The organism is Streptomyces sp. NPDC004667 (assembly GCF_040609475.1).
GTDB lineage: Bacteria > Actinomycetota > Actinomycetes > Streptomycetales > Streptomycetaceae > Streptomyces.
Window position 1 is genome coordinate 26,510 of sequence record NZ_JBEXKC010000011.1, and the last position, 21,447, is coordinate 47,956.

Sequence of the window (21,447 nt, forward strand, 5' to 3'; positions counted from 1 at the left end):
GGCTACTCGGGGTGGGTGAGGTCGACGGGGCGTACGCCGAAGTGGGTGAGGAGCGCGTCGCAGGAGCGGCAGGGCGGAGCGTAGCTGCCGTGCAGCGGGTCGCCGTCCTCGCGGATGCGGCGGGCGGTGATCCGGGACTGCTTCAGGGAGCGCCGGGCCTCGCTCGCCGTGAGCGGCTTGCGGGAGGCGCGTCTGCTGCGGGCGCCCTCGACGGCCGTGAGGTGGCGGGAGAGCAGGATCGCCTCCGGACATCGGCCGGTGAACCGCTCCCGCTGGCCGCTGGTGAGGGTGTCGAGGAAGTCCTGGACGAGCGGGTGCAGCACCGGCGGCCGGTCGCCCTTGCCCGCGGTCCCGGTCAGGGTCTCCCCGCGGACCGAGAGCGCGGCGGCGACGGTGGGCAGGATGCCGTCTCTTCGGAAGCGCAGCACGGGCGGCGGGGTGGGGCCGTCGGTGCTGCTCCAGCGCAGGCGGGGGTCGCCGGCGGGGCCGGCCTCCGCCGCTTCCGCGCGGTCCGTGCGGCTCGCCAGGTTTTGCGTCGTCGCCGTCTGCATGGTCGCTTCTTCCCTCCCGTGACCGCGGTGGTGGCCGCTGTTGCGCACGCCCCCGTGCTGCGGGGACAGCCTGTCAAATGTCCCCAGTGGTGTGGAAGCGGGGTCGAATATTCGTATCAATTCGGATGTTCCCGCCCCACGCGCGCACGTGGGATGCATGGGCGGGTGACGCTCTTGCCCGAGCACATAGGCTGTGGTGAACCAGCCAGATCCAGCAGGGGGCTACCGCCATGACGACAGGTCGGCTCGGGCAGCAGGCCGTGCCACCCAACGCCGCTTACTCGGGGCAGGTCGTGCACTTCCCGGACCCGGTCCGGGCCGCCCGCCATCCCCACGGAGTGCGGATGAGCGGGGACGGTCATCCCGACTTCTCGGCGTACGCGCGCGCGGCAGTGGAGATCGCCGAGCCCCCGGAGGGCTTCGGCGTGGACGAGCTGCGGCTGACGGACTTCGTGTCCGCCAACGCCGCCATGCGGGCGTCGGGCCACGCGCTGTGGGACACCGTCGGACCGGTGGCCACGCCGCACGGCTGGACCTGGCACCACGTGGCGGGCTCGCGGCGGATGGAACTGGTCCCCGTCGAGGTCAAGGCGTTGCTGCGGCACCACGCGGGCCTGGCGACGGCGCCCGTGGACCACGACAAGCGCGGCACCCGGCCCCTCCAGGAGGTGCGCCCCGCGCACCTCGGGCTGCCCAAGAACCTGGTGTCCGTGGCCGAACAGCAGGTGCAGGGGGTCGAGGAGGACCTCGGGTACCGGCTGCCCGAGGCCTACCGCTGCTTCCTGAAGGCGGCGGGCGGTTGCGCGCCGGTGGGCGCGGGGCTCCTCGTGGAGCTCGGGCTGCTGGTCGACCAGCCGTTCTTCACGGTGCGCGAGGAGGCGGCGGTCAACGACCTCGTCTACGTCAACAAGTGCCTGCGGGACCACCTGACCAAGGACTACCTGTGCGTGGCCTTCGTCCAGGGCGGGCTGCTCGCGGTGAAGGTGAAGGGCGAGGGCGTCGGCTCCGTCTGGTTCTCCCCGTACGACGACGCGCGCGACCGGGACGGCTGGTCCGTGCAGGAGCGGGTGGAGCGGTTGCTGCTTCCGTGCGGTGCCGATTTCGATGCCTTCCTCGAACGCCTGGCGGGCAACCCGCCGGAGCTGGAGACGGTGGCCGGTCTGATGGTGGACGGCGGATTCGCGCGTTCGGTTCCGGTGGCGGGTGCCGCCCCGGGTGAGGGGTGATCACGCCGTGGTGACGTTTGCGCAGGCGCAGGAGCGCGCCGAGGAATGGATCAACGGGGACGTGCCCGCGTACCAGCACCGGGAGGTGCGCGTACGGGAGTTCGGGCTGGGCTTCGTGGTGTGGGCCGAGGACCGGGCGGCCGGCCCGGTGTCCGGCGGGGGCCGGCAGCGGCTGGTCATCGCGCGGGACAGCGGTGAGGTGACCCTGTGGCCGGGGCTGCCGGTCGGCGAGGTCATCCGGCGCTACGAGGAGGAGTACGGGGCCGCTGCCGTGGCGGCCGCCGCGGAGGCCTCGGTGCCGCCGCCGCGGATCGACTCGGAGCAGACCTCCTTCATGCTGAGCCCGCCGGAGTGGCTCCAGGAGGCGGCGGACCGGGCGGGGATCCCGCCGGCTCCGACTCCGGCTGCCGCTTCCGCTTCCGCTTCCGGTTCCGGTGGCGGGGCCGAGCCGGTGCCGTTGCGGCGCGGGGGCGAGGCCCCCCACGAGCCGGCCGCGGGCGGCGGGGTGCCGTCCGGGTCCACCCCGTGGGCGGGTACCGATGTGAACTCCGGCGCGGACGGGGCCTCCGTGCCGCTGCCCGCCACCGTGTTCGCGCCGCCGCTGTCCGGCACCGATCTGGAGGACGGCCCGTCGGCCCCCTCCGGGGTGGCTCCGGAGGCCAAGACCACGCTGATGGCGGGCGGCAGCCAGCTGCCGAAGACCACGGTCGCCCCGGCGCTGGGGATCCCGGACGGGGCCGGCGGGATCGCCGACGCGCCGACGAGCCGGGCCCAGGCGCCGGGGGCGGGCGGGGGGCGGCCGCAGTCGCCGCCGCAGCCGCACCAGCCGCAGGCGCCTCACCAGCCTCAGCCGCCGCACCAGCCTCAGCCGCTTCAGCAGCAGCCGCCGCAGCCGCCGGGCCAGCCGGGTTCGCCGGTACCGCCGGTTCCGGCTCCGGGGGTTCCCGGTGCACCTGGTGCACCTGGTGCGCCCGGTGCTCCCGGTGCTCCCGGGGGCGGGGCGCAGTACGCCGCGACCATGCTCGCCGGGCCCGCCGTGGTGCAGCCTCCCGGTCCCCCGGGACCTCCCGCCGCGCCGCCGGCCGCTCCCGGTGCGCCCGGTGCTCCCGGTGGGGGGATCGACCATGCGGCGACGATGCTGGCCGGGCCCGCCGTCGTACAGCCGCCCCGGCCGCCGGGTCCGCCCGGTCCGCCGACGCCGCCGCCCGGCATGGTGCCGCCGCCCGCACCGCCGGGGGCTCCCGGTGCGCCGGGTGCTCCTGGCGCGCCCGGTGCGCCCGGTGCTCCCGGTGGGGGGATCGACCACGCGGCGACCATGCTCGCCGGGCCCGCCGTCGTGCAGCCGCCCGGCCCGCCGCCCGGCGCGCCCGCCGGTCCGCCGCGCGGTCCGGCTCCGCAGCAGCCCCAGGCCCCGTCCGGCGCGCCCACCGTCGGACCCGGCTACCAGGCCGTGCTGCGCTACCGCGCGCCCGACGGCTCCGAGCAGCAGATCATCCGCCGCTCGGCGCCCGGTACCCCGCACCCCGAGTGGCAGATCCTCTACGAGCTCCGCGCGCTCAACGTGCCGCCGCAGCAGGTGCTGGAGCTGCACACCGAGCTGGCCTCCTGCGAGCTGCCCGGCGGCTACTGCGCCCGGATGATCCGGGAGACCTGGCCGCAGGTGCGGATCACCAGCGTGGCCCCGTACGGGACCGACCACGCGGGACGTCAGCAGGGCATGCGGCACCTGCTCACCCATCAGGGTGAGCTGCACCAGGTGGCCGACGGGCCGGCGCGTCCGGCTCCGGTGCGGGCGCCGCTGCCGCAGGTCCCGCTGCAGCCGGCCATCCCGATGGACGCCATCGCGCAGGAACTGGCCGGCGCCTTCGGGCCGCAGGGCGTGTTCCGTTTCGACCAGCGGGCGGTGTCCCGTCAGGGCGTGCCGGAGATCGTGGCGCAGACCCTGATGTGGGCCGGTCTGCCCGTCGACTTCGGGCCGTTCTTCTGGGCGCAGGCCGTGCCGGGCCAGCCGGTGCCGACGCTGGCCGAGCTGGCGGCGCAGCGGCAGGTCCAGGCAGCGTCCGACGCGGGTTCGTACCTGGTGGTCGGCAGCGACTTCGGCAAGGCGCTCTGCGTGCAGTACGGGACCGCGCACATAGTGGCGGTCCCGGTGGAGGCCGGACCCGGAGGGGCGCCCGTACCGCCGCAGTTCGTGAATTCGAGCCTGCCGCAGTTCGCGCGTTCGCTGGCGATGCTGGGCCACATGTGGCGCCTGAGGCAGCATCTGACGCCGGAGCAGGCGGGCCGCTGGACCGTCGATTTCCAGGCGAATCTGGCGGGTCTCGACAGTGCGGCGCTGGCCTCTCCGGAGAGCTGGTGGTCGGTGCTGCTGGAGCAGATGTGGGACGGGCTCCTCTGATCGGATGATCGGATGTACGGCCGGGTCGGGACCTTCGAACGGGGTCCCGGCCCGGCCATTCCGGCTTCTGACACCAAATGACGCATCCTTGTCAGCAATCCCCGCGAGAGAGGCGCTTCCAGGATGAGTGCACCCATGTCACCTCAGGGACCCCAGGGTTTCTCGACCGTGCGAGGTCGCGGCTACCGGACCGAAGAGGTCGACCGGTACCTGGCCCGGCTGTCCGGGAGCCGGGACGAGGCGTGGGAACGGGTGGCGCGGCTGACCGTCCTGGCCAAGCGGATGGAGGCGGAGGCGGAGCGGCTGGCCGTCGCCGTCGCCTCGCTGGCCCCGCAGACGTACGACGAGCTGAGCGAGCGCGCCCGGCGGATCCTGTCGCTCGCCCAGGAGGAGGCGGAGGTCCTGCGCAGTGACGCGCGGGCCGACGCGGTGGAGGCGAAGGGCGCGGCCGAGGCGCACGCCGACCGGGTGGCGGAACTGGCGCGCCACGACGCGGAGGCCGTGCGGGAGCAGACCGAGGTCCGGGCGCGGCAGGGGCTGCTGCGGGCGCAGCGGGAGGCCGACGCGACGCGGGCGGAGGCGCGGGAGGACGCCGCGGGCCGGCGGGCGGAGGGAGTGGCCGCGCTCGGGGAGATGCGGCGGCGTACGGAGGCGCTGCTCGCGGAGCGGGAGCAGGAGCACGCGGAGCGGTGGGACGCGGCCGGGCGGGAGCTGGCCGCGCGCCAGGCGGAGCTGGAGGCGCGGAACGCGGAGCAGGAGCGGCTGGCGGAGGCGCGGCTGGCGGACGCGCGGCGGGGGTTCGCGGAGGCGGAGGAGACGGCGCGGCACGGGCAGGAGGACGCGGAGGCGCGGGCCGCGGAGCTGATCGCCGAGGCGCGGGTGCGGGAGGAGCGGGTGGGGCGGGAGACGGAGCGGGTCCTGCGGGAGCACGAGGAGGCGCAGGAGGAGATGCGGGCCCACATGAACCACGTGCGGTCCAGCCTGGCGGCGCTTACGGGGCGGGCGCCGGCGGAGGGGTAGTGCGGGTGCCCTGGCCGGGCGGGTGTCCGGGGCGGGGCGGTGCCCTGGTCGGGCCGGTGTCCTCGCCGGGCGGGTCGGGGGTGGCCGGGGGCGGTGCCGGGGCGGGGTGCCGTCCGGGACTGCATGATTTATGGCGCCCTGTCCGGGCCTCCAGTCGTGTGCCGGTACCGCGCGCCAACAAATCACGTTTTACGTCCCGGACGACACCCCACCCCGTCCCCGCCCCCGGCCTGGTTCGGGCGCAGTCCGGCCGGCCCTGCGGTCGGGGTGGGGTGGGCTCAGACGTGCTTCGTCAGGAAAGTCGCGATCAAGGGGGCGATGGTGGCGAGGTGGGTTTCCAGGGCGAAGTGGCCCGCGCCCTCGAAGACGTGGATTTCGGCGTCCGGTACGTCGCGCCGGTACGCCTGCGCTCCCGCCGGGGTGAAGAAGGGGTCGCCCGCGCCCCAGACGACCAGCAGGGGCGGGCGGGCCGTGCGCAGCCAGGTCTGCCAGTCGGGGTAGTGCGCGAAGTTGTTGGCGTAGTCGAAGGCCAGGTCGGCCTGGGCGTCGGCGCGGCCCGGCAGGCCGAGGTAGTGGAGGTCCAGGGTCCAGTTGTCCGGGGAGACGAGCGAGGGGTCCGCGACCCCGGTCTCGTACTGGAAGCGGGTGCCTTCCTCGGTGAAGAGGCGGCGGACGCGGTCCTCGTTGCCGGGGACCTCGCGGCCGAGTCCGGCGAACTCGCGGGCCGCGTCCGAGAGGCCCTCGTCGTACGCGTTGCCGTTCTGGACGATCAGGCCCGTGACCCGGTCCGGTCGGCGGGCGGCCAGGCGCAGGCCCACGGGGGCGCCGAAGTCGAAGACGTAGAGCGCGTAGCGGTCCAGGCCGAGGGCGTCGGTGAAGCCCTCCACGACGTCCGCGAGCCGGTCGAAGGTGTACGTGAACCCGTCCGGTGCCTCGGTCCGGCCGAAGCCAGGGTAGTCGGGGGCGATCAGCCGGTACGGGGTGTCGCCGAGCGCGTCCATCAGGCGGGCGAACTGGTGGGAGGCGGTGGGGAAGCCGTGCAGGAGCAGCAGGACGGGGGCGTTCGCGGGGCCGCTCTCGCGGTAGGCGACGGACACGCCGTCGACGTCGACGGTGCGGTGGATCGGCATCACATGCCTCCTTGTGGCTTGGTGGCATTAGTCTTGCGGAGGCGTGGCTAATGGGTCAAGGGGGGTTGGTAGAGTTAGTTTCATGGTGTCGTTTCCGCTTGTGGGTGAGCCGCTCGCCCTGGACCTGTTGAACGCGGGGGAGCTCCTCGACGCCCCCGAGGGCCTCGCGGCCTGGATCGGGGAGCAGGCCGGGCGGCTGGAGCCGGTCGGCGGGGTGGGGGAGGCCGAGGTGTCCGCCGTGCGGGCCGTCCGGGAGGCGGCCGGGCCGGTGCTGGACGCCGTCCGGCGCGGCGGCCCGCCACCGGCCGGGGCGCTGCGCGCGCTGAACGGTTTCCTCGCCGCGGCCCCCTCGCACACCGAACTGGCCTGGACCGGCGGGGCCGGGCTGACGGCCGCCCCGCGCCGGACGGCCGACCCGGCGCGGCGGCTGGCGGCGGAGCTGGCGCAGTCGGTGGCGGAGCTGGCGACGGACCCCCGGGTGACCTCGGTGCGCCGGTGCGAGGCGGAGGGCTGCGTGCTGCTGTTCCTCCCCGCGCACCCGCGGCGCCGCTGGTGCGTGGCGTCGGTCTGCGGCAACCGGGCCCGGGTGGCCCGCTATTACGCCCGCCACAAGGAGGCCGGCGCGTGAGCCGTGAGTGGGATGCGCTGGACGAGAGCCGGCGGGCGTTCATGATCAACGCGTTCGAGATCGACATCCTGCCCGGGGTCTGGGGCGACCTGGCGGAGGAGGACAAGGAGCTGCCGGTCTCCGCGCTGGCCGCGATGCTGCTCGATCTCGTCGACCGGGGCTGGGTGGAGGTGCGCCGGGTCGCGCCGTGGACCGCGCCCGACGGCTCGCCCGGCTATCAGCCGGGCGAGCCGGTCCCGCGTGCGGAGCTGCCCGCCGTGCTGGCGGACCCCGACGAATGGGAGTACCCGGCGGACGGGGCGGAGTGGATCGGGGCGCTGACCCTGACGGAGACCCCCGAGGGGTGGCGCGTCAACCGCATCGGCCCCGAGGAGGAGGGCTACCCGGCCGGCTCGTAGCGGTACGGGTCGCTGCGCAGCCCGCGGGAGGTGACCACCACCGTGAACGGGGGCTTCGCCGTGGCCGGGAGCGGGGCCGTCAGGGCGCCCGTCGCCGGGTCGGGGGTGGCCGTCAGGGCGGTGTCGTCCACCGTGAGGCGGGGTTCGGCGAAGCCGCCGCCCTCCACCGTGAGCAGGCCGTCGGCGGCTTCGACGTGGGTGATGACCGGGTTGGCGCGGGTGGCCAGCTTGTTCACCAGGTAGGCCCCGGCCGGGGCGCCGGTCAGGGCCCAGATCTCGGACGGCAGCCGGGGGAGTCCCGCGCGTACGTCGGAGAGGAAGAACAGGACGACGTAGAGCATCGTGACGGCGCTCAGGGCCACGTACTGGAGGTCTACGAGGTCGGTGCGGCCGCTGTCGTTCGCGATCAGTTCGCGCAGCGGGCGCCGGCCGGTGGCGGTGGGCCTGGGGGCCGGCTTGGCCAGGGTGCCGCTCTCCACCCGCATCCCGACGACGGTCTTCGCCGCGATCAGGGCCACGTAGGGGCCTCCGAGCAGCGGGAGGTAGACGGAGGTCAGGGAGGACAGGGGGCCGTCCGGGCCGTGGAAGTACCGGACGCCGCCGCCCGCCGTCAGTCCGTACCCGAGGATCGCGAGCAGCAGCCAGACCAGGATCACGGTCCAGGCCAGCGCGAGGGCGGTGGAGGTGGAGAGCCGGCCGTCGCGGCCGGTCACCGCTCCGGGCCTGCGGTACAGGCGCAGGCCGACGGGGCCGGCCAGCGCGGCCAGTAACGCCAGTGCGCAGAGTGCGGATGCCATGTCGTCCCCCAGGGTGCGGTCCTGGGGAAGAGGGTCACCCAATGGGTCCGGGCATGACAAGTCTGGGCGGTGGCGGCTACTCCTGTTCCGGCAGTACCGGGAACCGTCGCGGCGCCACCAGCAGCAGCACCAGCAGGGCGGCCACGGCCGCGGCGGTCGCGCCCAGGAAGATGTGGTCCACGGCCGCCGCCACCGCCGAGCGCAGGTGGTCCGAGGCGGCCGGGGCCAGGGAGCCCGGTTCGGCCAGGGCCCGCGACACGTCGTCGAGCCGCTCCGGGGACCCCGCGGCCGGGGAGTCCGCCAGCCGGGCGGCGACGGTCGCGTTGGCCACCGCCCCCAGCAGCGCGGCCCCCACGCTCTGCCCGACGGTGCGGCAGAAGAGCACGGAGGCCGTCGTGGTGCCCCGCTCGGCCCAGCCCACCGTGGACTGCACGCCGACGATCAGCGGCAGCTGGAACAGCCCGAGGGCGGCGCCCAGCAGCAGCATGACGAGCGCGGGCTGCCACGGCCGGGCGGGATACGGGAGCAGGGTGAAGGCGAACAGGACGACCGCGGCGAGGGACATGCCGAGGACGGCGGTGTCGCGGAAGCCGATGCGCCGGTAGACGTGTTGGCACAGGGCGGCCGACAGGGGCCAGCTCAGGGTCATCAGCGCCGTCACGAAGCCGGCCCCCACCGGCCCGAGGCCGAGTACGGACTGTGCGTAGGTCGGCACGAACACCATCGGGGCGACCATCAGCAGCCCCAGGGCTCCGAGCGCCAGGTTGACGGCGGCGATGGTGCGCCGGCGCCACACCCAGCCCGGCAGGATCGGCCGCGCCGCGCGCCGCTCGATCCGGACCACCACGGCGGCCAGGGCGGCGCTCGCGCCGAGCAGCCCCAGCGAGGGCGCCGACAGCCAGGGCCAGGCGACCCCGCCCTGCACCAGCGCGAAGAGCAGCAGCCCGCCGCAGGCGAAGACGCCGAGGGCCCCGGCCCAGTCGACGGGGCCCCGGCGGCCGGGGGAGCGTACGGGCTCCACGAGGTGGCGGGCGGTCAGCCACAGGGCGAGCCCGGCGAGCGGCACGTTGATCAGGAAGGTCCAGCGCCAGCCCGCGCAGGCGGCGAGCACACCGCCGAGGGCCGGGCCGATCAGGGAGGAACTCGCCCACACGGTGGTCATCCGGGCCTGTATGCGCGGGCGGTCCCGGAGCGGGTAGAGGTCGGCGGCCAGGGTCTGCACGGTGCTCTGCAGGGCGCCGCCGCCCAGCCCCTGGACGATCCGGAAGGCGATCAGCGCGGCCATGTTCCAGGCGGACGCGCACAGGACGGAGCCGAGGAGGAAGAGGGCGGTGCCGAAGAGGAGGACGGGCTTGCGGCCGAGGGTGTCGCTCAGGCTGCCGTAGACGGGGAGGGTGACGGTGACCGCGAGGAGGTAGCCGGAGAAGAGCCAGGTGAAGACGGAGAACCCGCCGAGGTCCCCGACGATCTGGGGGACGGCGGTGGAGACGATCGTGCTGTCGAGGGCGACCAGGGCCATGTTCAGCATCAGCGCGACCACGACGGCGGTCGGCGGGCGCCTCCGCGCGCCGTCCGCCGCGGGAGCGGCCCCGGCGGCGGGACCGGCCGCGGCGGCGGGACCGGCCGCGGCGGGACCGCCCGCCGTGGGACCGCCCGCCGTGGGACCGGCCGTTCCGGGTGCGGCCGTTCCGGGTGCGGCCGTCGGACTGGCGGGAACCTTTCCTGCCGGCGGACCCGCCACCGCTGCCGGCGTCCCCCGCCCGTGGGCGTCCGCCCCGTTCTTCCCCGACCCCACCCTGTCCCCCTTCGCGGCGGATATCACCATCTCACCGGGGGTGCGATCCGCGGTATCCCCTACACCGGATCGCCCGAAGGGCGGACATCCCCTAGGGGTGTCTCCCCACAAGGGGGCAGGGGGCTTTCGTCCCGGCGGATGAGGCCGAAGGCACCCCCGGCGTCCTTAACTGGTTCCTACGGACGGGGACGTGGGGGTGGGGTTAACCCCCCGGTGGATACGGCGAAGGGCACCAGGGCGCCGGACACCCCCCGCACCGCAGACTTCACGGCGGCGACGCATTCGGGCGCGCAGACGAAACACAACGGGGGAGAACACCGTGACAACGGCGATGACCGAAACCAGGCACGGAGGGACCGGCGGCCAGAGCCCCGTCGCGGCCCGGGCGCGCGAGGTCGTCAAGGCCTACGGCTCCGGCGAGACCCGCGTCGTCGCCCTGAACGCCGTCGACGTGGACATCCACCGCGGCCAGTTCACCGCGATCATGGGCCCCTCGGGCTCGGGCAAGTCCACGCTGATGCACTGCCTGGCCGGGCTGGACACGGTCACGAGCGGACGGATCGAGCTCGACGGCACCGAGATCACCGGCCTGAAGGACAAGAAGCTCACCCAGCTCCGCCGCGACAAGATCGGGTTCATCTTCCAGGCCTTCAACCTGCTCCCGACGCTGAACGCCCTGGAGAACATCACCCTCCCCATGGACATCGCGGGCCGCAAGCCCGAGCCGCAGTGGCTGGAGCGGGTCGTCGAGACCGTCGGACTCGCCGGCCGCCTCAAGCACCGGCCGACCGAACTCTCCGGCGGCCAGCAGCAGCGCGTGGCGGTCGCCCGAGCCCTGGCCGCCCGTCCCGCGATCATCTTCGGCGACGAGCCGACCGGAAACCTGGACTCCAGGGCCGGCGCCGAGGTCCTCGGCTTCCTGCGCCGGTCGGTGGACGAGCTGGGCCAGACCATCGTGATGGTCACCCACGACCCGGTCGCCGCCTCCTACGCGGACCGCGTCATCTTCCTGGCGGACGGCAGCATCGTCGACGAGATGTACGCTCCCACCGCCGAGCAGGTCCTCGACCGCATGAAGGACTTCGACGCGCGCGGGCGGACCTCGTGACCGTCATGAAGACCGCGCGTCGCAACTTCTTCGCGCACAAGGGGCGGATGGCGCTCTCCGCCATCGCCGTACTGCTCTCCGTCGCCTTCGTCTGCGGCACGCTGGTGTTCACGGACACCATGAACACCACCTTCGACAAGCTGTTCGCGGTCACCAGCTCCAACGTCACCGTCAGCCCCAAGCCGCCGGCCGAGGGCGAGGGCGAGGAGAACCAGAACCGCGGCAAGCCGCGCGTGCTGCCCGCCTCGGCCGTGGAGAGCGTCCGCACGGCCGCGGGCGTCAAGTCCGCGGAGGGCGGCGTCTTCTCGACCGCCGTCACGGTCGTCAACTCCAAGAACGAGAACATGGGGTCGAGCACCGGCGCCCCGACCATCGCGGGCAACTGGACCGACAACGAACTCAAGTCCATGAAGATCACCTCCGGCCGGGCCCCGCGCGGCCCCACCGAGGTGATGGTCGACGCCGACACCGCCGAGAAGCACCACCTGGCACTCGGGGACGAGCTGCGCACCATCGCCGTCACCGGTGACATCCGTACGAAGATCAGCGGCATCGCCTCCTTCACCGTCACCAACCCGGGCGCGGCCATCGTCTACTTCGACACCGCCACCGCGCAGGACAAGCTCCTCGGCGCGACCGGCGTGTTCACCCACGTCAACGTCACCGCCAAGGACGGCGTCAGCGACGAGCAGCTCAAGAAGGACGTGGCGGCCGCGGTCGGCGCGGACACGTACAAGCTCCAGACCGCCAAGGAGGCCGCGGCCGACAACAAGAAGGACATGGGCTTCCTCGACGTCATGAAGTACGTGATGCTCGGCTTCGCCGGCATCGCCTTCCTCGTCGGCATCTTCCTGATCTTCAACACCTTCTCGATGCTGGTCGCCCAGCGGACCCGCGAGATCGGCCTGATGCGCGCCATCGGCTCCGACCGGGGCCAGATCAACCGGTCCGTCCTCATCGAGGCCTTCCTGCTCGGTGTGGTCGGCTCCCTCGCCGGCGTCGCGGCGGGCGTGGGCCTGGCCGTCGGCCTGATGAAGCTCATGGGCCAGATGGGCATGCACCTGTCCACCGGCGACCTGACCGTGAAGTGGACGACCCCGGTCGTCGGCCTGCTCCTCGGCATCATCGTCACCGTGGTCGCCGCCTACATCCCGGCCCGCCGGGCCGGGAAGGTCTCCCCGATGGCCGCCCTGCGCGACGCCGGCACCCCCGGCGACCGCAAGGCGGGTACCGTCCGCGCGGTCCTCGGACTGGTCCTCACCGGGATCGGCGGCGCGGCCCTGTTCCTCGCCGCCGCCGCCGAGAAGGCCTCGGTCGGATCGCTGTGGCTGGCCCTGGGCGTGTTCTTCACCCTCATCGGCTTCATCGTGATCGGCCCGCTGCTGGCCGGAGTGGTGGTCCGGGTGCTCGCGGCCCCCGTGCTGCGGCCCTTCGGCTCCGTCGGCCGGCTCGCCGAACGCAACGCCCTGCGCAACCCGCGCCGTACGGGTGCCACGGCCGCCGCGCTGATGATCGGACTGGCGCTGGTCGCCTGCCTGTCGGTGGTGGGCTCCTCGATGGTGGCCTCGGCCACCGACGAGCTCGACCGGACGGTGGGCGCGGACTACATCGTCGACTCCCAGACCGGACAGCCGGTCATGCCGCAGGCCGAGGAGGCCATGCGCGCCACCAAGGGCCTGGACCACGTCACCGCCTACCGCGAGGTGGACGCCAAGATCACCGCGCCCGACGGCAGCAGCCTGCGGACCGGCCTGAGCGCCACCGACCCGACCTACGCCCAGGACGTGCGCCGCAAGATGACCGCCGGAGCGCACAAGGACGCGTACGCGCCCGGCTCCATGTCGGTCGGTTCGATCTACGCCGACCAGCACCACGTCAAGGTCGGCGACGAGATGACGGTCGCCTTCACCGGGGGCAAGACGGTCAGGCTCAAGGTCGCCGCGATCACCTCGGACGAGGGCAACCTCGACAAGGGCGTGAAGTACATCAGCACCGCGACCGCCGAGGCCAACGTTCCGGCCGACCAGCTGGCCCGCCCCTTCATGCTGCTGGCCAAGGCGAAGCCGGGACAGGCCGACGACGCCTACCCGGCCCTCAAGGCGGCCCTGGCCGGGTACCCGCAGTACAAGGTGCTCAACCAGACCGACTACAAGCAGGACCTCAAGGACCAGGTCGGGCAGCTGCTCAACATGGTCTACGGCCTCCTCGCACTCGCGATCATCGTCGCGGTGCTGGGCGTCGTGAACACCCTGGCCCTCTCGGTGGTCGAGCGGACCCGCGAGATCGGCCTGATGCGCGCCATCGGCCTCTCCCGCCGCCAGCTGCGCCGGATGATCCGTCTGGAGTCGGTGGTCATCGCCCTCTTCGGCGCCCTGCTGGGCCTGGGCCTCGGCATGGGCTGGGGCGCCACCGCGCAGCAGCTCCTCGCCCTCCAGGGCCTGAAGGTGCTGGAGATCCCGTGGCCGACGATCATCGGGGTCTTCGCCGGCTCGGCCCTGGTGGGCCTGTTCGCCGCACTGGTCCCGGCCTTCCGGGCGGGGCGGATGAACGTACTGAACGCGATCGCGAGCGAGTAGTCGGCGCGGACCGGTCGTACGGGGGAACACGGGGGAGCACGGGGGAGGGAGCGGGGGAAACACGGGGGAAGCGCGCCGGCCCCGGCACGTCCGAGAGGACGGGCCGGGGCCGGCGTACGTCCGTTTCCGGCTCAGGCCACCCGCTGGAGCAGGACGACCCCGCCCGCCTCGCCCACCAGGACGAACCGCGACCCCGGATGCAGCCGGGCGGCGTAGTCGACGGGGTCCTTCCCGGCCCAGCCGGTGGAGTTGTCGAAGGTCAGGTAGGCCGGGAGCACGCCCCGGGTGTTGCCGATCCAAAAGACCCGGCAGCGCGAGGTCAGCCGGCTCAGCACGCCGATGTCGGCCTCCACCCCCACCCCGTCCGGGATCCGCGCGAGCAGCTTCTCCACGGCGGCCACCCGGGCGGGCTTGCGGTAGGTTTCCCGCTCCCCGAGCCGGGCCAGCGGCAGGCTGGTCGCGCTCAGCGCGAGGGCCGCGGCGAGCACGGCCGCGGGCAGCTGGAGGGCGTACGCGCGCAGCCACGGCCGCCGGTCGCGCCGTACGGTGTCGAGCGCGTCGGCCAGCGCGAGGAAGACGACCGGCATCAGGACGGCGCTGTAGTGGAAGTCGCTGGACCAGAAGTACGGGTCGCTCGACAGGAACCGCCAGCCGAGGGTGGGCGCGGCCACCAGCAGCAGCGGGGAGCGCAGCGCCAGCAGCCCGGTGGTGGGCACCAGCAGCCAGGCCAGGGTGGCGAGCTTCGTGCCGTACCCCTGGAAGGGACCGCCGCCCTTGCCCATCTTCTCCCAGTAGGTGTACCCGTCCAGGGCGAAGTGGGGTATCACCACGGTGAAGACCACCACGGCGGCCACCACCCCGGCCACCGCGACGCCGAGCGCGAGCCGCGCGGCCCGCCGGTCGGCGGCCCGGGCCCGCCAGGCGACCACCAGGGCCAGCACCGCCACGGTGGCCCCGAGGTCCTCCTTGACCAGCAGCAGCGGAAGCGACCAGAGCAGCGCGGCCCGCCATCGGCGCGCGAGCAGCGCCTCCAGCGCGAAGGCCAGCAGCGGCACCGCGAAGCAGATCTCGTGGAAGTCGAAGTCGACGGCCCGCTGGATTCCCCAGGACAGTCCGTACGCCACCCCGACCGCGAGCCCGCGGCCCTGCCCCAGGAGGCGGACCGCGGCCCGGGTCACCGGCAGAGCGGACAGCGCGAGCAGCGCCGCCTGCACCACCAGCAGGGTGACCGGGCCCGGGAAGACCCGGTAGAACGGGGCGATCAGGGCGATGACGGGACTGAAGTGGTCGCCGAGGACGAGGGCCCCGGGGCCCTTCAGGTCCACCACCGGTGCCTGGAGGTGGGCGTAGGCCCTGACCGCCTGCTCGAAGATCCCCAGGTCCCAGGAGGACTCCTCCATCCGCCGGTGGCGGCAGACGGAGAGCGTCGCGTACGCCAGGAACAGCACGCAGACGAGCGCGTACGGGGCCCCTCGCACGGCCGCGGCCGCCAGGCGGGCCCGCCCGGCGGCGGGCGGGCGGGCATATGCCGGCGGGGAGGGCGCGGCGGGTCCGCCCGCGGGCTCCTCGGCGGTCTGGGGGCTCCCGGACGTGGACATACGGACAGATTGTCATCCCGCGGTGGAGCGGGCCGCTCCGGCCCCTCACCCGTGCGGAGGCCGGAATCCCCCGCGCGGGCGTCACACCCGCGTCGTAGGGTGGGAACCCCCGGCCCGTTCACGTGTCGGGTCCTTCGCGTTGCCCCTCCACGCCCCTTCCCAGGACGGAAATCCGCCTTCATGAGCCTGCACGGACTGCTCGACGCCGTCACCCGGGACCCCGCCCTCGCCGAGGCGGTCACGGCGGCCGGGGACGGCAACCGCATGCACGTGGACCTCGTCGGCCCGGCCGCCGCGCGGCCCTTCGCGATCGCCGCGCTGGCCGCCCGTACGGAGCGGACCGTCCTCGCGGTCACCGCCACCGGGCGCGAGGCCGAGGACCTGGCCGCCGCGCTGCGCTCACTGCTGCCGGCCGACGGGGTGGTGGACTACCCCTCCTGGGAGACGCTGCCGCACGAGCGCCTCAGCCCGCGCAGCGACACCGTCGGCCGCCGCATCGCGGTACTGCGCCGCCTCGCGCACCCGAGCAAGGACGACCCGGCCACCGGGCCCGTCTCGGTGGTCGTGGCCCCCATCCGGTCCGTGCTCCAGCCGCAGGTCAAGGGGCTCGGGGACCTGGTGCCCGTCAGCCTGCGCCAGGGGCAGAGCACCGACCTCGGCGAGGTCACCGGGGCGCTGGCGGCGGCCGCGTACGCACGCGTCGAGCTGGTCGAGAAGCGCGGCGAGTTCGCCGTGCGCGGCGGCATCCTCGACGTGTTCCCGCCCACCGAGGAGCACCCGCTGCGCGTGGAGTTCTGGGGCGACGAGGTCGAGGAGATCCGCTACTTCAAGGTCGCCGACCAGCGCTCCCTGGAGATCGCCGAGCACGGCCTGTGGGCCCCGCCCTGCCGCGAGCTGCTGCTGACCGACGAGGTGCGCGAGCGGGCGGCGGCCCTGGCCGAGGCCCACCCGGAGCTGGGCGAACTGCTGCACAAGATCGCCGAGGGGATCGCCGTCGAGGGCATGGAGTCCCTCGCGCCGGTCCTCGTCGACGACATGGAACTGCTGATCGACGTCCTGCCCGCCGGGGCCATGGCCGTGGTCTGCGACCCGGAGCGGGTGCGGACCCGGGCCGCCGACCTGGTGGCGACCTCCCAGGAGTTCCTGATGGCCTCCTGGGCGGCCACCGCCGGCGGCGGCGAGGCCCCCATCGACGTCGGTGCGGCCTCGCTGCGCGGCATCGCCGACGTCCGCGAGCACGCCCGCGAGCTCGGCATGATGTGGTGGTCGGTCTCCCCCTTCGCCGCCGAGGACGCGGACCTGGCCGGCGGGGACACCCTCAAGCTGGGCATGCGCGCCCCCGAGGCCTACCGCGGCGACACCGCCCGGGCGCTCGCCGACACCAAGGGCTGGATCGCCGACGGCTGGCACACCGTCTACCTCACCGAGGGCCACGGCCCGGCGGCCCGCACCGTGGAGGTCCTGGGCGGCGAGGGCATCGCGGCCCGCCTGGAGGCCGACCTGCCGTCCCTGGAGCCCGGCGTCGTGCACGTCTCCTGCGGCTCCCTCGACAACGGCTTCGTCGACCCGGCCCTGCGCCTGGCCGTGCTGACCGAGACCGACCTGACCGGGCAGCGCACCGCCACCAAGGACCTGGGCCGGATGCCGACCCGGCGCCGCAAGTCCGTCGACCCCCTCACCCTGGAGGTCGGCGACCACATCGTCCACGAGCAGCACGGCGTCGGCCGCTACATCGAGATGGTGCAGCGCACGGTGCAGGGCGCCACCCGCGAGTACCTCCTCGTCGAGTACGCGCCCGCCAAGCGCGGCCAGCCCGGCGACCGCCTCTACATCCCCACCGACCAGCTGGAGCAGGTCACCAAGTACGTCGGCGGCGAGGCCCCCACCCTGCACCGTCTCGGCGGCGCCGACTGGACCAAGACCAAGGCGCGGGCGAAGAAGGCGGTCAAGGAGATCGCCGCCGACCTCATCAAGCTCTACAGCGCCCGCATGGCGGCCCCCGGCCACACCTTCGGCCCGGACACCCCCTGGCAGCGCGAGCTGGAGGACGCCTTCCCGTACGCGGAGACCCCCGACCAGCTCACCACCATCGCCGAGGTCAAGGAGGACATGGAGAAGTCCGTCCCCATGGACCGGCTGATCTGCGGCGACGTCGGCTACGGCAAGACGGAGATCGCCGTCCGCGCGGCCTTCAAGGCGGTGCAGGACGGCAAGCAGGTCGCCGTCCTCGTGCCCACCACCCTCCTGGTGCAGCAGCACTTCGGGACCTTCTCCGAGCGCTACAGCCAGTTCCCGGTCAACGTGAAGGCGCTGTCCCGCTTCCAGAGCGACACCGAGTCCAAGGCCACCCTGGAGGGGCTCAAGGAGGGGTCGGTCGACATCGTCATCGGCACCCACCGGCTGTTCTCCCAGGAGACGAAGTTCAAGGACCTCGGCCTGGTCATCGTCGACGAGGAGCAGCGCTTCGGCGTCGAGCACAAGGAGCAGCTGAAGAAGCTGCGCGCCAACGTGGACGTGCTGACGATGTCCGCGACCCCGATCCCGCGCACCCTGGAGATGGCGGTGACCGGCATCCGCGAGATGTCGACGATCACCACCCCGCCCGAGGAGCGCCACCCGGTCCTGACCTTCGTCGGCCCGTACGAGGAGAAGCAGATCGGCGCGGCCGTCCGCCGCGAACTGCTGCGCGAGGGGCAGTGCTTCTACATCCACAACCGGGTCGAGTCGATCGACCGGGCCGCCGCCAGGCTCCGCGAGATCGTGCCCGAGGCGCGCATCGCGACCGCGCACGGGCAGATGTCGGAACAGGTCCTGGAGCAGGTGGTCGTCGACTTCTGGGAGAAGAAGTTCGACGTGCTCGTCTCGACGACGATCGTCGAGTCCGGCATCGACATCTCCAACGCCAACACCCTGATCGTGGAGCGCGGCGACAACTTCGGCCTCTCCCAGCTGCACCAGCTGCGCGGCCGCGTCGGACGCGGGCGCGAGCGCGGGTACGCGTACTTCCTGTACCCGCCGGAGAAGCCGCTGACCGAGACCGCGCACGAGCGGCTCGCGACGATCGCCCAGCACACCGAGATGGGCGCCGGCATGTACGTGGCGATGAAGGACCTGGAGATCCGCGGCGCGGGCAACCTGCTCGGCGGCGAGCAGTCCGGACACATCGCGGGCGTCGGCTTCGACCTGTACATCCGGATGGTCGGCGAGGCGGTGGCCGACTACCGGGCCGCGATCGAGGGCGGGGCGGAGGAGGAGCCGCCGCTGGAGGTCAAGATCGAGCTGCCGGTCGACGCGCACGTCCCGCACGACTACGCGCCCGGCGAGCGGCTGCGCCTGCAGGCGTACCGGTCCATCGCGTCGGCGAACTCGGAGGCCGACATCAAGGCGGTGCGCGAGGAGCTCACCGACCGCTACGGCAAGCTGCCCGAGCCGGTGGAGAACCTGCTGCTGGTGGCGGGGCTGCGGATGCTCGCGCGGGCCTGCGGGGTCGGCGACATCACCCTCCAGGGTCCCAACATCCGCTTCGGGCCGGTGGAGTTGCGCGAGTCCCAGGAACTGCGGCTCAAGCGGCTCTACCCGGGGACGGTGCTCAAGCCCGCGACCTCGCAGGTGCTGGTGCCGCGCCCGAAGACGGCCCGGGTCGGCGGGAAGCCGCTGGTCGGGCGGGAACTCCTGGCCTGGACGGGGGAGTTCCTCACCACGATCCTCGGCTCGTAGCCGGCCCGGCTGCCTATCATCGGATGATGATCCCTTCCGTCGCCCTGCGCTGCCCGGCGCAGCAGGACCGCCCGGCCCTGCTGCTGCGTCCCTGGGAGGAGGCGGACGTGCCCGCGCTGAGGGGGGCGTACCGGGACCCGGTGATGCGCCGCCGGACCCGGTACCCGGTCGACAGCGAGCGCGACGGGCTGATGTTCGTGGAGGACGGCCGACGGGACTGGGCCGAGGGCCGGCGGTTCGCCTTCGCCGTGGTGGAGGAGGACTCGGGGCTGTTGGTGGCCGGCACCGTCCTCAAGCGGGCGGGCGCGGACGGCCCGTCCGCCGAGGTGGGCTACTGGACGGCGGCGCCCGCGCGGGGCCGCGGCATCGCCCCGCGCGCCCTGGAGGCCCTCACCGCCTGGGCGTTCGCCACCTTCGCCGGCGCCGGGCTGGAACGCCTCGACCTCCTGCACCAGGAGGACAACGAGGCCTCCTGCCGCGTCGCGGCCAAGAGCGGGTACGCCTTCGAGACGACCCTGCCCGCCGCGCCGCCCGAGTTCCCCCTCGACGGCCACCTGCACGTGCGGCGGGCCCGCGCCTGACGGGTCTGACGGGTCTGACGGGTCTGACGGGGCGGGCAGGGCGGGCGGGTCTGACGGGGCGGGCGGGCCGGACGGCCGTCAGACGGCCTCGCCCGCCGGGCCGCCGATCTTCGACAGGTCCAGGACGTCGGAGTCCTGCGGGGAGGCCGTGTCGACCGGGACGTCGAACGCCGAGAACAGCGCCTCGCCGGTGGTGTCCCCGCTGACCGCCGACTTCAGTACGTACGGCTTGCCCTCGGTGGCGACGTAGTCGGTCTGCGTGCCCTGCCGGGACGGGGAGGTGACCGCCAGCGCCGGCTTGCCGTCGACGGTGGTGGTCTGGCCCTTGCGGGCGAGCGGGCTGCCCTTGCCGAAGTCGCCCGTCAGCTTGTCGAGGTCGCAGCTGCCCGTTATCGACGCGGCCCGCGGGTCGGAGACGGGGACCTTCACCCACCGGTCGGCGAGCGCGGCCACCATCTGGTCCGTCTGCTTCTGAGGGGTGTGCCGCTCCCGGGCCGCGCCCCGCCAGTAGGCGGCGTCGCCCCGGAAGTGCACCAGTTCGCTGGACTTGATGATGTCGAGGCGGCCCATGCCCTCCAGGCGCACGGCGCCGTTGCAGTGGCCCTGCTTGTCGAGGGACAGGTCGATCTGCATCGGCTTGCCCTGGTAGTCGGCCTTGGCGTTGACGTGCGCCGACTCCGCCTTGCGGGTGGTCTCGTAGGCCTCCGTCAGGATCTCCTGCCCGGACCGTTCGGAGATCGGGCCGCCGCTGCGGGCGGGCGCCGGGGCCCCGCCCGGGGCCGAGGGCGAAGGGGCCTGCGCCGCACGGGCCTCGCGCCCCACGGACGCGGCCCTGCCCGGAGCGCCCCCGCAGGCCGTCAGGCCGGCGCCGAGCAGGGCCGTGGCGGCGAGGGCCGCCGCGCTGGTCTTCGTACGGCTGCGCATTTCGGATCCCCCCGTGGAAAGTCGAACAGGCTCAGCCGTCGAGCGTAGAGGGTGCCTGCGACACGGCCCCGGCGCCCCCGGACCGGGACGCGCCGGGGCCGGGGGCGTCGGGCCGGCGCAGCGCGCGGTACTCGGCGCTGCCGGCCTCCGGGCCGCCCCGCTGCCAGTGCTTGACGAGGTACGGCTCGCCCTCCAGCAGCACGTGGTCGGTCAGTTCGACGCCGCCGGGCCCCTTCGACGTGAACACCGCCACCGGCTTGCCGTCCTGGTGGGTGTCCGGCTCCCGGTGGGTGCCGGTCCGCTCCGCCGGGAAGGCGTGGGAGGGGTAGCCCTCCTTGCAGAGGGCGAGGAGGTGCGCGACCGAGGGGTCACCCGGCCTGACGTCGAACCAGCCGTCCTCGGTGTCGGGGGTCTTGACGGGCGCGTCCCCGAAGTGGTCCCGGAGGAATCCGGCATCGCCCCTGAAGGAGAGCCTGCCGTCCTCCATCAGGACCTCCCCCGCCCCGGCCCGGAAGACCGTGACCGCGCCCCAGCACGTGCCGTCGCCCTCGAAGGACAGGTCCGCCCTCATCTGGCGGTCGCCGATGGTGCGCTGGAAGGTCGCCTCCTTGGAGGCGGCCAGATCCGTCTGTTCGTAGGCGGAGCGCAGGACGGCGGCCGGGTCCTTGCCCGCGAGCGGGTCGGGCGCCGTGGCGGAGGCGGACGGCGTCCGCTGCGCCGCCGCGCCGGCGGACTCCGGCCCGCAGGCGGTGGCGGTGGCGGCCAGCAGGGCCGTGCAGGCGAGTGCGGCCACGGACACGGATACGGGCGGTGTGGTGCGCAAGACGGGTCCCCCCCTGGGATCGGTCAGAACCCCAGAGGGTAACCACGGCGGCCCGGAGGACGGCTGGAGGGGGTTCCGGCGGCGGCCGCTCCGGCGGATCCGTCACCCCGGACCGACCGGGCTGCGACCCTGCAACGGTTGGGGCCTTCCCCTCACGGACGGCCGGAAAGGCTGTAT

At 73.9% G+C, this 21,447-nt stretch carries 16 protein-coding genes; 9 read left to right on the plus strand and 7 right to left on the minus strand.

What is annotated here, in order from left to right; all coding sequences use genetic code 11:
• Positions 1 to 2: 2 nt before the first annotated feature.
• Positions 3 to 551 carry a YwqJ-related putative deaminase gene (locus ABZW32_RS08670; RefSeq protein WP_356213101.1) on the minus strand — a complete coding sequence of 183 codons (549 nt, stop codon included), beginning with the start codon at positions 549 to 551 and terminating at the stop codon, positions 3 to 5.
• A 230-nt stretch (positions 552 to 781) separates the two neighbouring features.
• Between ABZW32_RS08670 and ABZW32_RS08675 the strand changes: the two genes are divergently transcribed.
• The 3 genes from ABZW32_RS08675 to ABZW32_RS08685 all read left to right on the plus strand — a co-directional run bounded on the left by ABZW32_RS08675 (position 782) and on the right by ABZW32_RS08685 (position 5,195).
• Positions 782 to 1,777, plus strand: a complete 996-nt coding sequence (locus ABZW32_RS08675; RefSeq protein WP_356213104.1) for an SMI1/KNR4 family protein — start codon at positions 782 to 784, stop codon at positions 1,775 to 1,777.
• Between the two features lie 7 nt (positions 1,778 to 1,784).
• Positions 1,785 to 4,175 carry an SUKH-4 family immunity protein gene (locus ABZW32_RS08680; protein WP_356213107.1) on the plus strand — a complete coding sequence of 797 codons (2,391 nt, stop codon included), beginning with the start codon at positions 1,785 to 1,787 and terminating at the stop codon, positions 4,173 to 4,175.
• A 123-nt stretch (positions 4,176 to 4,298) separates the two neighbouring features.
• Positions 4,299 to 5,195, plus strand: coding sequence for a DivIVA domain-containing protein (locus ABZW32_RS08685; protein ID WP_356213110.1), 897 nt, complete (start codon positions 4,299 to 4,301; stop codon positions 5,193 to 5,195).
• A 278-nt stretch (positions 5,196 to 5,473) separates the two neighbouring features.
• Here the strand turns inward: ABZW32_RS08685 and ABZW32_RS08690 are convergent, their stop codons facing one another.
• A complete protein-coding gene (locus ABZW32_RS08690; RefSeq protein WP_356213113.1) occupies positions 5,474 to 6,325 on the minus strand; it encodes an alpha/beta hydrolase in 852 nt (283 codons plus the stop codon).
• Between the two features lie 82 nt (positions 6,326 to 6,407).
• Here ABZW32_RS08690 and ABZW32_RS08695 point away from each other — a divergent pair, with 82 nt between their 5' ends.
• On the plus strand, positions 6,408 to 6,953 hold the full coding sequence (locus ABZW32_RS08695) for an ABATE domain-containing protein (protein ID WP_356213116.1): 546 nt from the start codon (positions 6,408 to 6,410) through the stop codon (positions 6,951 to 6,953).
• Positions 6,950 to 7,351, plus strand: coding sequence for a hypothetical protein (locus ABZW32_RS08700; protein ID WP_356213119.1), 402 nt, complete (start codon positions 6,950 to 6,952; stop codon positions 7,349 to 7,351). The genes ABZW32_RS08695 and ABZW32_RS08700 overlap by 4 nt, the downstream gene beginning before the upstream one ends.
• Here the strand turns inward: ABZW32_RS08700 and ABZW32_RS08705 are convergent.
• Both ABZW32_RS08705 and ABZW32_RS08710 read right to left on the minus strand, forming a co-directional pair.
• On the minus strand, positions 7,333 to 8,148 hold the full coding sequence (locus ABZW32_RS08705; RefSeq protein WP_356213122.1) for a hypothetical protein: 816 nt from the start codon (positions 8,146 to 8,148) through the stop codon (positions 7,333 to 7,335). The genes ABZW32_RS08700 and ABZW32_RS08705 overlap by 19 nt on opposite strands.
• A gap of 76 nt (positions 8,149 to 8,224) precedes the next feature.
• Positions 8,225 to 9,973, minus strand: a complete 1,749-nt coding sequence (locus tag ABZW32_RS08710; protein WP_356213125.1) for an MDR family MFS transporter — start codon at positions 9,971 to 9,973, stop codon at positions 8,225 to 8,227.
• A 289-nt stretch (positions 9,974 to 10,262) separates the two neighbouring features.
• On the opposite strand from ABZW32_RS08710, the gene ABZW32_RS08715 reads away from it, so the two are divergent.
• Positions 10,263 to 11,051 carry an ABC transporter ATP-binding protein gene (locus tag ABZW32_RS08715; protein WP_356213128.1) on the plus strand — a complete coding sequence of 263 codons (789 nt, stop codon included), beginning with the start codon at positions 10,263 to 10,265 and terminating at the stop codon, positions 11,049 to 11,051.
• Positions 11,048 to 13,627: an FtsX-like permease family protein gene (locus ABZW32_RS08720; RefSeq protein WP_356213131.1), complete on the plus strand. Its 2,580-nt coding sequence runs from the start codon at positions 11,048 to 11,050 to the stop codon at positions 13,625 to 13,627. Before ABZW32_RS08715 ends, ABZW32_RS08720 begins: the two co-directional genes overlap by 4 nt.
• Positions 13,628 to 13,758: 131 nt before the next feature.
• Here the strand turns inward: ABZW32_RS08720 and ABZW32_RS08725 are convergent, their stop codons facing one another.
• Positions 13,759 to 15,225: a DUF2079 domain-containing protein gene (locus ABZW32_RS08725; protein WP_356213134.1), complete on the minus strand. Its 1,467-nt coding sequence runs from the start codon at positions 15,223 to 15,225 to the stop codon at positions 13,759 to 13,761.
• A 180-nt stretch (positions 15,226 to 15,405) separates the two neighbouring features.
• Between ABZW32_RS08725 and mfd the strand changes: the two genes are divergently transcribed.
• Both mfd and ABZW32_RS08735 read left to right on the plus strand, forming a co-directional pair.
• Entirely contained in the window at positions 15,406 to 18,942 is a 3,537-nt protein-coding gene (gene mfd / locus ABZW32_RS08730; RefSeq protein ID WP_356213137.1) for a transcription-repair coupling factor, read from the plus strand.
• A 23-nt stretch (positions 18,943 to 18,965) separates the two neighbouring features.
• Positions 18,966 to 19,523 carry a GNAT family N-acetyltransferase gene (locus ABZW32_RS08735; protein WP_356213140.1) on the plus strand — a complete coding sequence of 186 codons (558 nt, stop codon included), beginning with the start codon at positions 18,966 to 18,968 and terminating at the stop codon, positions 19,521 to 19,523.
• 78 nt (positions 19,524 to 19,601) lie between these two features.
• Here the strand turns inward: ABZW32_RS08735 and ABZW32_RS08740 are convergent, their stop codons facing one another.
• Both ABZW32_RS08740 and ABZW32_RS08745 read right to left on the minus strand, forming a co-directional pair.
• Complete coding sequence (locus tag ABZW32_RS08740; RefSeq protein ID WP_356213142.1) at positions 19,602 to 20,447, minus strand: hypothetical protein; 846 nt, start codon at positions 20,445 to 20,447, stop codon at positions 19,602 to 19,604.
• A gap of 31 nt (positions 20,448 to 20,478) precedes the next feature.
• Complete coding sequence (locus tag ABZW32_RS08745; protein ID WP_356213144.1) at positions 20,479 to 21,270, minus strand: hypothetical protein; 792 nt, start codon at positions 21,268 to 21,270, stop codon at positions 20,479 to 20,481.
• Positions 21,271 to 21,447 lie beyond the last annotated feature (177 nt).

Excerpts from the sequence above, each read along its gene's own strand:
- ABZW32_RS08735 (WP_356213140.1), top strand. The coding sequence starts at position 18,966 with ATGATGATCCCTTCCGTCGCCCTGCGCTGCCCGGCGCAGCAGGACCGC.
- ABZW32_RS08705 (WP_356213122.1), bottom strand. The coding sequence starts at position 8,148 with ATGGCATCCGCACTCTGCGCACTGGCGTTACTGGCCGCGCTGGCCGGC.
- mfd (WP_356213137.1), top strand. The coding sequence starts at position 15,406 with ATGAGCCTGCACGGACTGCTCGACGCCGTCACCCGGGACCCCGCCCTC.
- ABZW32_RS08740 (WP_356213142.1), bottom strand. The coding sequence starts at position 20,447 with ATGCGCAGCCGTACGAAGACCAGCGCGGCGGCCCTCGCCGCCACGGCC.
- ABZW32_RS08685 (WP_356213110.1), top strand. The coding sequence starts at position 4,299 with ATGAGTGCACCCATGTCACCTCAGGGACCCCAGGGTTTCTCGACCGTG.
- ABZW32_RS08725 (WP_356213134.1), bottom strand. The coding sequence starts at position 15,225 with ATGTCCACGTCCGGGAGCCCCCAGACCGCCGAGGAGCCCGCGGGCGGA.
- ABZW32_RS08710 (WP_356213125.1), bottom strand. The coding sequence starts at position 9,973 with ATGGTGATATCCGCCGCGAAGGGGGACAGGGTGGGGTCGGGGAAGAAC.
- ABZW32_RS08690 (WP_356213113.1), bottom strand. The coding sequence starts at position 6,325 with ATGCCGATCCACCGCACCGTCGACGTCGACGGCGTGTCCGTCGCCTAC.
- ABZW32_RS08675 (WP_356213104.1), top strand. The coding sequence starts at position 782 with ATGACGACAGGTCGGCTCGGGCAGCAGGCCGTGCCACCCAACGCCGCT.
- ABZW32_RS08695 (WP_356213116.1), top strand. The coding sequence starts at position 6,408 with ATGGTGTCGTTTCCGCTTGTGGGTGAGCCGCTCGCCCTGGACCTGTTG.
- ABZW32_RS08670 (WP_356213101.1), bottom strand. The coding sequence starts at position 551 with ATGCAGACGGCGACGACGCAAAACCTGGCGAGCCGCACGGACCGCGCG.